The organism is Roseateles toxinivorans (assembly GCF_004362525.1).
Classification (GTDB): Bacteria; Pseudomonadota; Gammaproteobacteria; order Burkholderiales; family Burkholderiaceae_C; genus Paucibacter; species Paucibacter toxinivorans.
Map to the genome: position 1 here is coordinate 92,271 of NZ_SNXS01000007.1, position 15,015 is coordinate 107,285.

The 15,015-nt window shown below is 68.8% G+C and carries 13 protein-coding genes; 4 read left to right on the forward strand and 9 right to left on the reverse strand.

Annotated features, from left to right (window positions below; translation table 11 throughout):
* Positions 1-103 precede the first annotated feature (103 nt).
* Positions 104-1,627: an alkaline phosphatase D family protein gene (locus tag DES47_RS22310; protein ID WP_133702979.1), complete on the forward strand. Its 1,524-nt coding sequence runs from the start codon at positions 104-106 to the stop codon at positions 1,625-1,627.
* On the opposite strand, the gene DES47_RS22315 is transcribed toward DES47_RS22310, so the two are convergent.
* The 4 genes from DES47_RS22315 to sppA all read right to left on the reverse strand — a co-directional run bounded on the left by DES47_RS22315 (position 1,628) and on the right by sppA (position 6,579).
* Positions 1,628-2,392 (reverse strand): LytR/AlgR family response regulator transcription factor, encoded by a 765-nt coding sequence (locus DES47_RS22315; RefSeq protein ID WP_133702980.1) that lies wholly within the window; start codon positions 2,390-2,392, stop codon positions 1,628-1,630.
* The gene (locus DES47_RS22320; RefSeq protein ID WP_166652125.1) at positions 2,389-3,462 is read right to left on the reverse strand and encodes a sensor histidine kinase; all 1,074 of its coding nucleotides are present in this window, start codon (positions 3,460-3,462) and stop codon (positions 2,389-2,391) included. The genes DES47_RS22315 and DES47_RS22320 overlap by 4 nt, the downstream gene beginning before the upstream one ends.
* Positions 3,459-4,643, reverse strand: a complete 1,185-nt coding sequence (locus DES47_RS22325; protein WP_133702982.1) for a sensor histidine kinase — start codon at positions 4,641-4,643, stop codon at positions 3,459-3,461. Before DES47_RS22325 ends, DES47_RS22320 begins: the two co-directional genes overlap by 4 nt.
* Before the next feature lie 79 nt (positions 4,644-4,722).
* The gene (gene sppA, locus DES47_RS22330) at positions 4,723-6,579 is read right to left on the reverse strand and encodes a signal peptide peptidase SppA (RefSeq protein ID WP_133702983.1); all 1,857 of its coding nucleotides are present in this window, start codon (positions 6,577-6,579) and stop codon (positions 4,723-4,725) included.
* Positions 6,580-6,742: 163 nt separating this feature from the next.
* On the opposite strand from sppA, the gene DES47_RS22335 reads away from it, so the two are divergent.
* The gene (locus DES47_RS22335) at positions 6,743-7,717 is read left to right on the forward strand and encodes an AEC family transporter (RefSeq protein ID WP_133702984.1); all 975 of its coding nucleotides are present in this window, start codon (positions 6,743-6,745) and stop codon (positions 7,715-7,717) included.
* A gap of 12 nt (positions 7,718-7,729) precedes the next feature.
* Here DES47_RS22335 and DES47_RS22340 read toward each other — a convergent pair whose 3' ends face one another.
* The 4 genes from DES47_RS22340 to DES47_RS22355 are packed head-to-tail and all read right to left on the reverse strand — an operon-like array spanning position 7,730 to position 12,193.
* Positions 7,730-10,234: a cache domain-containing sensor histidine kinase gene (locus DES47_RS22340; RefSeq protein ID WP_243748426.1), complete on the reverse strand. Its 2,505-nt coding sequence runs from the start codon at positions 10,232-10,234 to the stop codon at positions 7,730-7,732.
* A complete protein-coding gene (locus tag DES47_RS22345) occupies positions 10,234-11,037 on the reverse strand; it encodes an ABC transporter substrate-binding protein (RefSeq protein ID WP_133702985.1) in 804 nt (267 codons plus the stop codon). The genes DES47_RS22340 and DES47_RS22345 overlap by 1 nt, the downstream gene beginning before the upstream one ends.
* A 5-nt stretch (positions 11,038-11,042) precedes the next feature.
* Positions 11,043-11,810, reverse strand: a complete 768-nt coding sequence (locus DES47_RS22350) for an HD-GYP domain-containing protein (protein WP_243748427.1) — start codon at positions 11,808-11,810, stop codon at positions 11,043-11,045.
* An 11-nt stretch (positions 11,811-11,821) separates the two neighbouring features.
* Positions 11,822-12,193 carry a response regulator transcription factor gene (locus DES47_RS22355; protein WP_133703065.1) on the reverse strand — a complete coding sequence of 124 codons (372 nt, stop codon included), beginning with the start codon at positions 12,191-12,193 and terminating at the stop codon, positions 11,822-11,824.
* Positions 12,194-12,311: 118 nt separating this feature from the next.
* Here DES47_RS22355 and DES47_RS22360 point away from each other — a divergent pair, with 118 nt between their 5' ends.
* On the forward strand, positions 12,312-12,947 hold the full coding sequence (locus tag DES47_RS22360) for a helix-turn-helix domain-containing protein (protein WP_133702986.1): 636 nt from the start codon (positions 12,312-12,314) through the stop codon (positions 12,945-12,947).
* Positions 12,948-12,949: 2 nt separating this feature from the next.
* Entirely contained in the window at positions 12,950-13,654 is a 705-nt protein-coding gene (locus DES47_RS22365; RefSeq protein WP_133702987.1) for a response regulator, read from the forward strand.
* On the opposite strand, the gene DES47_RS22370 is transcribed toward DES47_RS22365, so the two are convergent.
* Positions 13,651-15,012: a sensor histidine kinase gene (locus DES47_RS22370; protein ID WP_208115085.1), complete on the reverse strand. Its 1,362-nt coding sequence runs from the start codon at positions 15,010-15,012 to the stop codon at positions 13,651-13,653. The two genes, DES47_RS22365 and DES47_RS22370, sit on opposite strands and share 4 nt — an antisense overlap.
* Positions 15,013-15,015: the final 3 nt, after the last annotated feature.

Genomic DNA, 15,015 nt, shown 5'->3' on the forward strand with positions numbered 1-15,015 from the left:
GATAGCGAAGCCTCAGGCGGCGCGATGTGGTAGGAGATTTCACCGTAGCCCGGATGCAATCCGGGATCTTGGCCCCGGATTGCATCCGGGCTACGCTAGGAACATGAACGCCACCCGCCGCCAGCTACTCCAGACCGCGCTCGCCCTGGGCGCCGCGCCCGCCTTCATCCGCCACGCCTGCGCCGCCGATATGGATCGCTTCCCGCTGGGCGTTGCCTCCGGCTGCCCGCGACCGGGCGGCATGGTCTTGTGGACGCGGCTGATCGGCACCGACCTGCCCGAGCAGGTGGCCGTGCAGTGGGAGCTGGCGGCGGACGAGGGCTTCAAGCAGATTGTCGCCAAGGGTACGGACACCGCCGAAGCGGCCTGGGCGCACAGCGTTCATGCCGAACCCGCCGGTCTGAGCCCGGGCCGCTGGTACTGGTACCGCTTCACGGCCATGGGCGGGCGCAGCGCCACCGGCCGCACCCGCACCGCGCCGGCACCGGATGCCGCCGAGCCGCTGCGCTTTGCCACCGCCTCCTGCCAGCGCTGGGATCACGGCGAATACGCCGCCTGGCGCGATATGGCCACGCAGGAGCTGGACCTGGTGCTGTTCCTGGGCGACTACATCTACGAATACGCCGCCAGCTCGGCCCCGGCCGGCGCCACCCGCCGCCACAGCGGCGGTGCTGCGCGCAGCCTGGACGACTACCGCGCCCGCCATGCCCAGTACAAGAGCGACCCGCATCTGCGGGCTATGCACGCCCGGGCGCCCTGGATCATCACCTGGGATGATCACGAGATCGCCAACGACTACACGCCCGGCCGCGCGCAGGACCTTGAGCCGAACTTCGAGCTGCGCCGTGCCGCCGCCACCCAGGCCTACTGGGAGCACCTGCCCTTTCCGAAGTCAGCCCGCCCGCGCGGCACCGAGACGCGCATCCATGAGCGCTACGACTGGGGCAGCCTGGCGCGCCTGATCACCCTGGACGACCGCCAGTGGCGCGATCCGCAAGCCTGTCCCAAGCCGGGCCGCGCCGGCTCCAACACCGTCTATCTGAAAGATTGCGAAGCGCTCAGGGACCCGCGCCGAAGCCTGCTGGGCGGCGCCCAGGAACGCTGGCTGGCCCAGAGCTGGGACGCCAGCCGCCCCTGGAACCTGCTTGGCCAGCAAACGCTGATGGCACGTTACAGCTGGACCGATCCGGCCACCACCAGCGGCCAGTACTGGACCGAGGCCTGGGACGGCTATCCGCTGGCCCGCCAGCGCCTGCTGGGCGATATGCTGGCTGCCAAGGCCGGCAACCCGGTCGTGCTGGGCGGCGACGTGCATGCCAACTATGTGGCCGACCTGAAACTGGACTTCGATGATGCCAAGTCAGCGACCATCGCCACCGAGTTCTGCGGCACCTCGATCAGCAGCCACGGTCTGGCCAATGACAAGGTGCAGAGCGCGCTGCCCTGGAACGCCCACCTGCGCTATGCGCGCAGCGACCAGCGCGGTTACACCCTGTTTGACCTGAACAAGCAGCGGCTGACGGCCGAGCTGCGCACGGTGGACGAGGCCATGGATGCACAGAGCCCGGTCAGGGTCGAGAAGCGCTATGTCGTCGAGGCCGGCAGGCCGGGGGCGCTAACCACCTGATCACTGCGCGCGGAACAGCCCCTGGAAGTGCCGCGACACCGGCAGCCGCTCGTCGCGGCCGCGCAGGGTGATCACCATGCTGCCCTCGTCGATGCGCAGCGCCGAGGCGATGCAGCGCTGGTTGACGACCACCGAGCGGTGGATCTGCCAGAAGCGCTCGGGGTCCAGCTGGGTCAGCAGCTCTTTGAGCGGCGTGCGTATCAGCGCGTCGCCGTCGGCATGCACCACCCGCGTGTAGCGCGTGTCCGACTCGAAGTACAGCACTTCCTCGACACGTATCAGCCGCACCTCGCGACCCACGCCAGCCTGAATCACCTCCAGCGGCGCCGGCCTGCGGGCCTGCACGCCCAGCTGCTGCAGCAGGCGGGCAAGATCCGGCGGCGCCTGGTTAGCATTTGCCATCAAGCGCGCGCGCACCCGCCGCACCGCCTGCGCCAGACGGGCGCCGTCCACCGGTTTGAGCACATAGTCCACCGCGCCGGTGTTGAAGGCATCCAGCGCATGGTCGCCATGGGCGGTGACGAAGACCACATGGGCACGCCCGGCGATGCGCTGCGCCACCTCGATGCCCGACAGGCCGGGCATGCGCACGTCCAGGAAGCAGACCTGCGGCTCGTGCTCCAGCCAGGCATCCCAGGCATCCGCACCATTGACGGCACGGGCCAGGATGCGCAGCTCGGGCCAGGCGGTCTGCAGGGCCAGCAGCAATTGCTCGCGGGGCGCCTCTTCGTCATCGGCCACCAGGGCCGTCACGGTCTCGTTCATGGTCTGTTCGCTACCAAAGGGATTTCAAGGCGGGCGACGCAGCCGCCCTCGACAGCATTGGCCAGGCTCAGCCGGGCGGTATCGCCATAGGCCCGTCGCAGGCGCTCGCGGCTGTTGCCCAGGCCGGTGCCCTCGGCGGCACCGGGCGCCAGCCCAGGTCCAGTGTCACGCACCTCGATCAGCGCCCGGCCCCCCTCGACGCGGCCCAGCACCCGAACGCTAGCGCCCTGCAGCGCAGCCTGCACGCCATGCTCGACGGCATTTTCCACCAGGGTCAGCAGCAGGGCCGGCGGCAGGCTCAAGGCCCGCACCGCCTCCTCGACCTCGATCTGCCAGCTAAGGCGCGCCCCGAGCCGCGCCTGCATCACCTCCAGATAGTGCTGCACCGCTGCCAGCTCCTCGTCGACCCGCAGCTGGCGGCGGTTGAACAGCGGCAGGGTGGCGCGCAGATATCCGGTCAGCGAGGCCAGCAGCGGGCCGGCACGCTCGTCCTGGGTCTGCACCCAGTGCTGCAGCGAGGCCAGCGAGTTGAACAGGAAGTGCGGCTGGATCTGCGCATCGGCCAGTTGCCGGGTCAGTTCCTCGGCGCGCTCGCGCTCGTCGAGTTCGCGCAGGCGCAGCTCGATCTGGTGGGCGCGGTAGAGGGCGACGAACAGAAAGCCGACGGTCGCCATGCAAATGCCTCCCAGCAGCAGCTCCATCGTCCACAGCCGTTGCTCCGGATCGGCCACGGTGCGCTTGGCCGCAATCGCCGCGACGGACCAGATCAGGGCATAGGCCAGCGAGCACAGGGTCATCACACGCCGCGACGGGCTGCGCCAGATGATGTTGCCCAGGTCGAGGGCCGACACGACCAGGCCGATCAGACAGGCGCTCAGCACGCCGGCCAGCTGCGGCGGTGCCGCCTGCAGCAGCAGGAAACCCAGCATGGCGGCATTGAGCATCAGCGCCATAGACAGCGTGGCGCTGGGCACATCACCGCCGGCCCGCCGGATCTCCGCCTGGGTGAAGCGCCGCGTGGGCCCCGGATACCAGAGCTGCGACCAGTCGATCTTGCCGAACGGGATCATCGAGGGTCTCCCGCTATGCGCAGGCATGCCTGCGTGCCCGGCTGCAGCGCGACCAGACTCAGATCGGCGCGCTCGCCTAACTGGTGGCGCAGGCGCTGGCGGCAGTTGGTCAGGCCGATGCCAGGCTGCCAGCCGGGCTGCAGGCCGACGCCATCGTCACTCACCCGCAACTCGAAGGCGCCGTCGGCGAGGCGAACCGCTTGAACGCGCAGCAGGCCACCGCTCAGATTCGGTCCTATGCCGTGCTCCAGCGCATTCTCCACCAGGGTCAGCAGCAGGCCCGGCGGCAGCTGCAGCTGCAGGCAATCAGCGTCGATGTCCAGCTCGAAGCGCAGCCGCTCGCCCAGCCGTGCGCTCATGATCTGCAGATAGCTTCGCGCCAGCTCCAGCTCCTCGCCCAGCGGCACCAGCGGCCGCTCCAGCAGCTCGGCGCTGCTGCGCAGAAAAGCGGTCAGCGCGCGCAGCAGCGGGCTGGCGCGGGCGTCGCCGGTATCCACCCAGTGTTGCACCGCCGACAGGGTGTTGAATATGAAATGCGGCTGCACCTGGGCCTGCAGGAGCTTGAGCTTGGCCTCGGCCGCCTCGCGGGCGGCGGCGTCGCGCTCCTGCTGCAGCAAGGCCATGCCCAGGGCCTTCTGCAACTGTTCACGGCGCACCAGGGTGACCACCAGGAAGGCCGTGCCGCCGGCCAGACACAGGCCTGCCACCACCGGCAGCACCAGCAGCGCGGCGCGCAGCATCAGCGGGCCCAGCGCCTGGGGCTGCGGCCCCGCCAGCTGCGACAGCACGAACAGCCCCACGCCCAGCAGGCCGAACACCGTCACCAGGCGGACGCCGGCACGCAACAGCCGCCACAGCGAGGGCAGCTGCAATGGCAGCAGAAAGGCCGCACCGGTGCCCACCATCAACACGAACACCAGCAGCAGGCTGATGGCCAGGGCCCAGCCCGGCGGCACGCTGGCCGCCCACAGCCCTAGCGTGCAGCCGGTGGCCGCGCCCAGGGCGCCGAGCCAGGCGCCAAGGCCGCGGCGGCTGTACAGGAACAGGTCGATGGCACGGGCCTGCTCCTGCTGCTCAACCGGCAGCGTCCGGTAATAGCTTTCGGCCCAGCCGAAGTACCAGCGCTGGAAGCGATTCAGTGCCGGCTCGGCGGCGGTGGGCAGGGGGTCGGACGGGTGCATAGCCCGCAGTGTAGGCAGCCCCCGGGCCAGGGGGCCGCGCCGCGGGTGAACGGCCCGAACGATGTCATGAACGGCAGGCTCAGGGCGCTGCGCAGAAGCAGTGCGCCACCGCGCCGAAGGCCTTGCGGCCCTCGCCCAGCTCGCCCAGCCAGGCGAAGTCCTTCTGCACCTCGCGGGTCAATGCCGCCGGCACGCCGACGCCGCCGAGCTTGTGCTCGATCTGCCCGACCACCACATCGGCGGCCGCGCCGCCCAGCATGTCGAGCAGGCGTTCGACGCGGCCGCGCTCGCGCTCGATATAGACGACGCGGTAGCCATCGGCCAGCTTGCCGCGGGTGGCGGCCGACTTCAGCGCGTCGCCATAGCTGCCCAGCGTATCGACCAGGCCCCGCTCCTTGGCCTGGACGCCGGTCCAGACGCGGCCCTGGGCGACCTCGTTGATCTTTTCCGGCGTGGTCTTGCGCGCCTGGGCGGCCTTGCCGGTGAAGTCGGCATAGATGTGTTCGATGCTGCTCTGCACCAGCGAGGCAAAGCGCGGGTCCAGCGCGCGGCGCGGGTCATAGACACCGGCCAGCCAGGTGGTGGTGTAGCCGCCGGTGTGCACGCCCAGTTTGTCCAGCGCCTTGTCGGCCGAGGGCAGCATCGCGAACACACCGATCGAGCCGGTGATGGTGGCCGGGCTGGCGATCACCTCGTCGGCGGCCATCGAGATCCAGTAGCCCCCGGAGGCCGCCACATTGCCCATGGACACCACGACAGGCTTGCCGGCCGCCCGCGTCAGCTCCAGCTCGCGGCGCACCAGCTCCGAGCCGAAGGCGCTGCCGCCAGGGGAGTCGACCCGCAGCACGATGGCCTTGATCTTGTCGTCGTCGCGCGCCTTGCGTATCAGCTCGGCGGTGGAGCGACCGCCGATCGCGCCCGAGGGCGCCACGCCGTCGCTGATGCCGCCCTGGGCGATGACCACGCCGACCGCATCGCCTGTGAATTTGGGTTTCACATGGCTCAGGTAGGCGCCCAGATTGATTTGACGGAAGGTCTTGTTGACCTCATCCTTGGCGCCGCGCTCGCTGAGCAGGGTGCGCATCTCGTCGCGCGTCTTCAGCGCATCGACCAGCTTGGCATTCAAGGCCAGCTTGGCGGCGTCACCGCCCACAGCGGCGAGTTGCTCGGGCAGGCTGTTGATGCCCTTCATGATGCTGCCCTCGGGCAGCTTGCGGGCACGCTCGACCTCGTCGGTATAGGTCTTCCACAGCGCGTCGTACAGATAGCGGTCTGACTCGGTGGTCTCCTTGGACGGGCCGTTGGCCGAATAGACCTCGCCGAAGTTCTTGAAGCTGCCGACGCGCAGCACATTGGCGCTCAGGCCCAGCTTGTCCAGCGCCTCGCGGTAGTAGGTGCGAGGCCGGCCGAAGCCCTCGATCATCAGCATGCCCATCGGATGCAGCCAGACCTCGTTGGCCTGGGCGGCCAGGAAGTAGCTGCGCTGGTCATAGGACGAGCCCCAGGCCAGCACCGGCTTGCCGCTGGCCTTGAAGCGGGCAATCGCGCCGGCAAGCTCGCGCAGCGTGCTCAGGCCGGCGCCCTGGAAGTCATCCAGCGCCAGCACCAGGCTGCTGATCTTGTCGTCCTTGGCCGCGGCCTCAAGGCCGGCCAGCACATCGCGCAGCTGGGTTTCGTTGGTTTCCTGGCCCTTGGCCTGGTTCAGCAGGTTGTCGCGCGCATTGCCGCTGTACTGCTCGACGACGGTGCCACCGAGATTCAGCACCAGGGCGGTCTTCTCCTCCAGCCTGGCCGGGCCGCGGCTGACCAGGCCATAGATCAGCAGGCCCAGCAGGGCCAGGAACAGCAGGTTGAGCAGAGTGCGCCGGCTGGCGTCCAGCAGCCACCACAGGCGACCAAAGAAACGCCCGACCGGCGCGAAACGAGACGATGACATGCGCACTCCCAATGTTTTGTGCAGCCTGCAGCTTACGGTATCGACCTGGGCAGGCTCCCATCGCATGCGACGAGTGGAGAGTTGCCGGGTCCGAATGACGGTGGGCGATTTGCAGTCGTCCGTTCAGCGGCTTTCAAGGCGGCCCTGGGATACTTGGCCCACGATGCAAGCGATCCTGTCCGTCACCGTGCCCTTTTTCGCGCTGATCCTGTGCGGCTACCTGGCCGCCAAGAAGGGGGTGCTGGCCGAGAGCGCGATCCCGGGACTGAACGGCTTCGTGCTGTTCTTCGCCCTGCCCTGCATGCTGTTTCGCTTCGGCATGAACACCCCGGTGCTGGAGCTGCTGAACCCGGTGGTGCTGACGGTCTATCTGGCCGCAGCGCTGCTGATCGTGTTCTTCACCGTCGCCGTGACGCTGTCGCCACGCGTGCAGCTGAAGGACGCCGCCTTCGGCGCCCTGGTCGCCGCCTTTCCCAACACCGGCTTCATGGGCGTGCCGCTGCTGGTGGCGCTGCTGGGGCCGTCGGCGGCCGGCCCGGTGATCTGCACCATCTTGGCCGATTTGTTCGTGACCAGCTCGTTGTGCATCGCGCTGGCCCGCGGCCACGAGGCGATGAGCGAGGGCGGCAGCGGCTCGACAGGCAAGGCGGCGCTGCAGGCGGTGCGCGGCGCCTTGTCCAACCCCCTGCCCTGGTCGATTGCGCTCGGTGCACTGGCCTCGATCAGCGGTCTGCGCCTGCCCGGGCCTGTCGACACGGTGGTCAAGATGCTGGCCGATGCGGCCTCGCCGGTGGCCCTGTTCACCATCGGCGCCGTGCTGTGGCGGGCCGGCCAGCATGCGCACACGCGAACGCCGGTCAAGCTCTATCTGCCGGTGGCGCTGATCAAGCTGTTCCTGCATCCGCTGTTGGTGTTTCTGCTGGGCGCCGCCGCCCATGTGCTGGGCACGCCGATCAGCAGCGCCCAGCTGCTGGTGCTGACCTTGGCCGCCGCCCTGCCCAGCGCCAGCAACGTCTCGCTGCTGGCCGAGCGCTATGGCGCCGACAACGGCCGCGTGGCCCGCATCATCATGGCCAGCACGGTGCTGGCCTTCGTCAGCTTCACCCTGCTGGCCTGGGGCTTGGGCGTGCGGCCCTGAGACCAGGGCCACTCACATCGACTCATCGATCTGGGTGTCGCCCGACACCTTGGCGGGCACGAAGACATGGAACACGGCGCCGCCGCCGGGGCGGTTCTCCGCATGGATGCGCCCGCCGTGGATCTCGACGATCTTGCGACAAATCGCCAGGCCCAGGCCGGTGCCGCCGGAGCCGTCCTTGGTCTGGCTGGATTGCACAAAGGCTTCGAAGATCTTGCCCACCTCGGCCTCGGGAATGCCAGGGCCGCGGTCGGCGATGCTGAGGTGGATCTCGCCGTCCGCGGTCAGCTCCCCGGTCAGTTCCAGCGGCCCATCCTCGGGCGAGAACTTGATCGCATTGGCCAGCACGTTGCGCAGCACCTGCTGGAAGCGCAGCGGGTCCACTCGGGCACTGAGCGGCCAGCCGGGCAGGGTCAGCCTGGGGCGCAGGCGCTTGCGGGCAAGCAGGGGGTCCAGCTCGCGCAGGGTCTCCTGCAGCAGACCGCGCAGATCGCAGCGCTCCAGATCGAAGGTGCCCACCGGGCTCTCGATCTTGGCCACATCCAGCAGGTCATTGACCAGGGCCAGCATGCGCTGGCCGGAGGCATGGATGTCACCGAACATTCCTGCCAGCTTGGGTTGATCGCGGCCGCGCACCAGGCCCAGTTCCGAGAAGCCGAGAATCGTCTGCAGCGGCGTGCGCAGCTCATGGCTGATGTTGGCGATGAACTCGGACTTGGCACGCGAGGCCTCCTCCGCCACATCGCGGGCCTCGCGGGTAGCGCGCTCGGCGTCGCGGAACTCGCTGACGTCCATCAGGGTGCACAGGATGCCGGCGATACCACCCTGCTCATCGGGCACGGCGACCTTGGTGATCAGCATGTCGCGGCGTGAACCGTCGCGGTGCCGGACCTGGGTCTCGTAGCGCACGCGGCCGCCGTCGCGCAGCAGCCTGGCATCCTGCGGTTCATGCTGGGCCGCCTCGTCCCGGGGGGTGAAATAGCCCACCTGCCTGCCTATCACCTCGGCCCGGTCACGGCCGGTGAACTCCTCCCAGGCCTGGTTGACAGTCACATACTTCAGCTGGGCATCGAACATCGACACCGGCAGCGGACTCATCTCCAGCAGCAGGCCGGTGAAGGCCAGTTGGTGTTGCAGGCGCTGGCGGGCGACGAAGCGCTCGGTCACATCGACGGCGCTGCCGGCGAAACCAACGATCTGGCCCTGGCTGCGCAAGGGCACGACGGCAAAGTCGAAACGCCGCGGCTCGCCATCACGGCCGGGCACCGAGGCCTCGGCCTGGCGCACCCCTCGGCCATCGCCGATGTTGAACAAGCCGGCCACGGCGGCTCGGTCGGCCGGGTCCACCAGGTCTTGAAGCTTGCGGCCCAGGGCGTGGTCCGCTCCGTCGGCGCTGATAGCACTCCAGCGGGCGTTGACGAAGCTGATGGCGCCAGCAGTGTCGGCACGAAAGATCAGCTCCTGCACGCTCTTCATCAGCACGCTGAGCTCGCGCTCGCGCAGGGCCACCTGCTCATGCGCGGCGTCCAGCTGCGCGCTGCTGCGTTCGCGGGCACGCAGGCTGCGCCGTATCACGGCGGTGGCGGCAGCAATCACCAGCAGGGCCGCCACTCCAGCGATCACCACACCGCCGAGCACACCGTTCAGCCGAGCCAGCACCACGGCACGGTCCTGCTCGACGATGACCACCAGCGGCCGGGTGCGCGAGACCCGGAACGCCACCACCTGAGCACCGGGCATGGCGCCCCGGCCCTCGTAGACACCATGCTCGCGGTCGGGCAGCCAGTCGAGGAACACCGGATGCTCGCGAAGCCGGTCTCCTGCGGGCAGGTTCAAGGCCTCGGTCGCCGTCAGCAACTGGGCGTCATAGCCGGTCAGCAAGGCCGCGCCCTCGAGTCCGGATAGCACGGTCTGCTGATAGTTGGCCAGGGCATCGGGATTGATCAGGCCGAGCAGCAGCAGGGGGCGGCCATCGGGCATGCTGAGGTGGCGCAGCAAGGGCAGGACATGGACGTTGCGTGCCATCGCCGCCGGCCGTGGCCGGCTCAGGTCGCGCAGGCCACGCCCGGGCAACAGGGCCTGCAGCCGCTCCGTGCCGGCCGCGGGAATCGGTCCCAGGCCGCCCATATCGACAACCAGACCGACTTCGGACGGCGCCGAACTGGCCAGCACCTCACCTCGCAGGTTCAGCAGCGCTACGCCACGCAGAAAGGGCATGCCCACCAGGGCATGGGCCAGCTGGGGCTGCAAGCGAGCGGCATTGAGCTCCGGCTGCAGGGCCACCGCTTCGGCGAGCGTGCCCATGGCTGTGCCGGCCGCGTCGACGGTGCGGGTCACGTGGTCTTCCAGCACCCGTGCCAGCAATTCGCTGCGTTCCCGGGCCGACTCCAGGGCCTCGCGTCGCTCCAACCAGACGAAGGTGACAACTGCCGCCAGCACGGCGCAGGCCAGCGCCAGCGCCGCGACCAGCGTCAGCATGCTGTACCAGCCGAAGGCCCCGGTGTCGCGACGGTTCATCAGTTGACGACGATCTCGGCCAGGCCGTTGCGCTTGGCCGCGGCCAGCAGCCGGCCATCGCGCTTGATGCGGGCGACGAAGTCATCGATCTGGCCCAACCACTCGGCATCGCCCTGCTTCACCGCATAGGCATAGGGCAACACGAAAAAGGGCTGTGGCGGCGCGATCAGCTTGGCCCAGTCGGCGTTGTCCAGCAGACGCCGGCTGTAGGGGTAGTCGGTCATGAAGACGTCGATGCGGCCACCCTCCAGCTCGCGCTCGCGCGTGGCCGGCGGGCGCACCACGGCCACGGTGGCGGCCTTCAGGTTTTGCGTCATCACCGGCTCCATGAAGGTGCCGGCCTGCACGCCGACGACGACCCCGGGCTGGTCGATGTCACTCCACTGACGCACCGTGCGGCTGGAGCGGGTGGTGACGCCATAGATGTCGCTCTGCAGATAGGGCTGGCTGAAGCTCAGCTGGGCCGCACGCTGCGGCAGCACGCCGACGGCGAACATGGCCACATCGCAGCGCTCGGTCTTCAGATCGCCGATCAGGCGCGTGAACGAGGACTCCACGTACTGCAGCTTGACCTTGAGGTCACGGGCCAGGTCGGCCGAGAGCTCGATGTCGATGCCGCCGAGCTGCTGGGTGCGCGGGTGACGAAAGGTGACGCCGTAGTAGTCGGGCCAGATGCAGACCTTCAGCGTGGCGCTGGCACGCACCCGCTCGGCCACCGGGCCGGCCTGCGCCTGGATCGAGACCTGGGTCAGCCAAAGGGCGGCCAGCAGGCTCAGGCAGTGCTTCTTGTTCCAGTTCTTCATGGGTGTCAGGTCCGGTCAACCAGCGATTCGAAGCTGGGGCGTTGTTGATTGATGCGCTCGCGTATCGCAACCATCTCCGGCAGGTGCTCGACGAACACATCAACCACCCGCGGATCGAACGCGACGCCGCGCTGCTCCAGCAGCATCGTCAGTGCCACCTCGTCGTCGAAGGCCTTGCGGTAGCAGCGGTCCATCGTCAGTGCATCGAAGAAGTCGACCACGGCGACGATGCGGCCGCTGAGCGGAATCTCGGCGCCGACCAGCCCCTTGGGGTAGCCGCCACCATCCCAGCACTCGTGGTGCGTCATCGCCACCTCGGCAGCGAGCTGGAACAGCGGTATGCGCGACTTGCCGAGGATCTTGGCACCCATCTCCGGATGCTGATTCATCACCGCGCGCTCGGCGGCGGTGTAGCTGCCGGGCTTCTTCAGCACATAGTCGGGCACACCGATCTTGCCGATATCGTGCATCGGCGCAGCCTTGCGCAGCATCCGGGCAAACCGAGCCGGCTCGCCCAGCCGCAGCGCCAGGGCCTCGGCCAGGAAGGCAATGCGCATGATGTGAACGCCGGTGTCGTCATCGCGGAAGTCGGCCGCCAGCGACAGGCGCAGCAGCGCATCGTGATGGGCCCGCTCGACCTCGCGCAGCGCCTCGTTGCGCTCCTGGTACATGCGACCCAGGTCGGCAATGATGCATTCCATCTGCTCGGAAGCGGCATCGTCGAAGCGATTGCTCTCGACCGCAAGGGCGGGGGACGACGGCTCAAGCTGCATGATGCGGGGCCTCATCCTGCGGCCCACTGGGCCGCAATCTGGTCGATCAGCTGCAAGGGGCTGAACGGCTTGACGAGATAGGCATGGGCACCTGCCTGCATGCCGGCTTCGCGGTCGCGGGCCTGGCCCCGGGCACTGAGCAACATCACATGCACATGACTCAGATCGGCGTCGGCGCGGATCGCCGCGCAGACCTGCAGGCCATCGAGCGCGCCGGGCATCATCACGTCCAACAGCAGCAGGTCCGGGCGCAGCTCGCGCGTCAGCCGCAGCGCCGATTCGCCATCGGCCGCCTCATGCACCTCGTAATCCTCGAACTCCAGGGTCATGCGTATCAGGCGGCGGATGTCGGCGTGGTCATCGACCACCACAATCTTCTTCATCATCGGGGCTCCGGTGCAACCCGGAATACCGGGCGCTTGGCTGAATTATCATATATATCATTTCAACAAATCATATTTGCCGCTTCAAACGGGCTGAAAATTCGGCAAAATTGCGCATATGCCCGATCACAACACACCAGCCGGCTCTGCCGTCGGCGATGACTACAGCACCATGGAAGTGGCCCGGATGCTGGGCCTGGCCGTGCGCTCGGTCCAGCTGATGGTGGACCGCGGTGAGCTGTCCGCCTGGAAAACGCCGGGCGGTCACCGCCGTATCGCCCGGGCCTCGGTGCAGGCCTGGCTGAACCAACATTCGGTGCCGCACGCCGCCGCGCGTGAAATTGCCACGCCGCGCCCCCACGGCAGGGCTGCGCCCCAGCGGGTACTGTTGATCGAGGACTCGGTCCACTACCAAAACCTGACCACCTTGCTGCTCAAGCAGCATTTCCCCGCTGTCGAGCTGCACCTGGCCAACGACGGCATCGTCGGCCTGGCGATGTACGGCCAATTGCAGCCACAGGTGCTGATCGTCGACATCCTGCTGCCCGGTATCGACGGCGCCACCCTGATCACCAGCCTGCGCTCGCAGCCGCAGTTCGCGCACAGCCGGCTGATCGTCGTCACTTCGCTGGACGAGGCGCAACGCGCGCCCTATGCCTTTGCCTTGGCCGGCGTGGCGGTGGTGCACAAGCCGCGTCTGGTGACCGACCTGCCACCGCTGCTCGAACTGGCCCTGAAGCAGGCGGGTGCCTGAGCATGCCGCTGCCGCGCGTGCTGCTGGTCGAGGACGACCCCTCGCTGCAGCGCTTCGTGCAGCTGGCATTGGAGGAGCTGCCCATCACGCTGCTGACCTGCGACAGCGTCGCCGACGCGCTGGCCGAGTTGGCGCGCGCGCCGGTGGCGCTGCTGATCACCGATCTGATGCTGCCCGATCGCTCCGGTCTCGACCTGCTGGCGCAGTTGCAGCGCGAGCCGGCGTTGCGCGGCGCGGCGCGGCTGGCGGTATTCAGCGCCGGCCTGCTGCCGGCGGTGCGGTTGCAGCTCCAGGCGCTGGATGTCTGGCGCATGCTGGCCAAGCCCTGCTCGATCATGGATCTGGAAGCCTGCGTGCTGGAGGCAATGCCGGACTGGCCGGCCGGCGCGGTCGCAGCCATGGTGCAGACGCCCACGGTTGTGGAAAGCCACTTCGGCGGCAATACGGCGCTGTACGAGGCCTTCCGCGCCAGCTGCCTGCAGCAGTTCGTACACGATGTGAGGACCGGAGATCTGGCCTGCGAACACGGCGATTCCCAGGCTCTGCGGCGCCTGGCCCACAGCCTGAAGAGTGTGCTGGAGAGCCTGGGGCACGGCGAGGCTGCCGCCCTGGCTCGCGCTCTGGAGACGCGGGCCGACCAGGGCGACTGGGTGCTCGCCCGACCGCTGTGGCAGGCCCTGCGCAGCTCGATTCAGGCCCTGGTCTAGGGACTGTCGGACACCGGCAGGCTCAGGCTGACCTGCAGCCCGCCGCCGGGCCGGTTGGCCAGCGCAATGCGTCCGCCATGGGCCTCGACGATCTCGCGCGCCAGCGCCAGGCCCAGGCCGGTGCCGGAGCGCTTGGTCGAGTAGAAGGGCAGCAGCGCCTGGGCCAGCACCGCCTCGCTCATGCCGGGGCCGCGGTCGGCGACCTCGAAACGCAACTCCGGGCGGCTCAGGTTCACCGTCAGCGTCACCTCTTGCGGGCCAGCAGTCGCCTCGCGGGCGTTCTTCAGCAGATTGATCAGCGCCTGCTCGATCTGCGCCGCATCGAAGCGGGCCGGTCCGGCGGGCACCTCACCCAGCAGCCGGAACTCGCAATGGGCGGCCAGGCCGTCCAGAAACGCCGGCCAGTCCACCGGCGCCGGCCTGGGCGCGGGCAGCTTGGCAAAGCGGGCATAGCCGTCCAGAAAACCATGCAGATGGGCGGCACGCTCACCGATGCTGGCAAACACGCGGCCGGCGCGCTCGGCATCGCCGCGCCTGATCAGCTCGGCGCCGCTGTGGGCCAGCGAGGAAATCGGTGCCAGCGAGTTGTTCAGCTCGTGGCTGATCACCCGTATCACCCGCTTCCAGGTCGCCACCTCCTGACGCGACAGCTCGCGCGTCATGCGGCGAATCAGGTGCAGCCGGTGTGGCCGGCCCTGCAGCCGGAAGCTGCGCTGCGACAGATGGAAGGTCTCCTCGGCGCCATCCAGGGTCAGACTGAACAGGCAGTCGTCGCCGGCGGCCAGCGCGCGCTGCATGGCCTCCGGCGCCTGGGCCAGCAGCTCGTTGAAGTCGGCGCCGACCAGGCTGCGGCCATCGCCCAGCAACTGGCGTGCGGCGAGGTTGGCAATCGCCACGCGATCTTGCGCGTCGGTCAGCAGCAGCGCGACAGGCGTGTTCTGCACCACGGTGTCGAGCAGCAGCTCGCGCTGGGCGAGGTGCTGGCGCTGTTCGCGCAGCGCATGGCCCAGTTCGCTGTGCAGGCGCACCAGCCGGCTCAGTTCGCCGGCCTGCTGGGGCGCGATCGACATGCTGTAGTCGCCGTCGCGGTAGCTCAGCACCGAGCCCTCCAGCGCACGCAGCAGGCGGCCCAGCGGCGCCATCACCAGGGCGGCCGTCCACAGCAGCAGCGGCAGCAGCAGGGCCGCGGTCAGCAGGGCCGCCTGCAGGCTCCACACCGTCGGCGCCTGCCAGCCGAGGCCAGGCAGCGAGGCCAGCAGCTGCGGCAGAGGCCAGACAGTGAGGCCTCCATGAATCAGCCCACCGGCCAGCGCCGCAGCCAACAGCAGCAGGGCCAGGCGCCAGTACAGCGTGTTCATCGC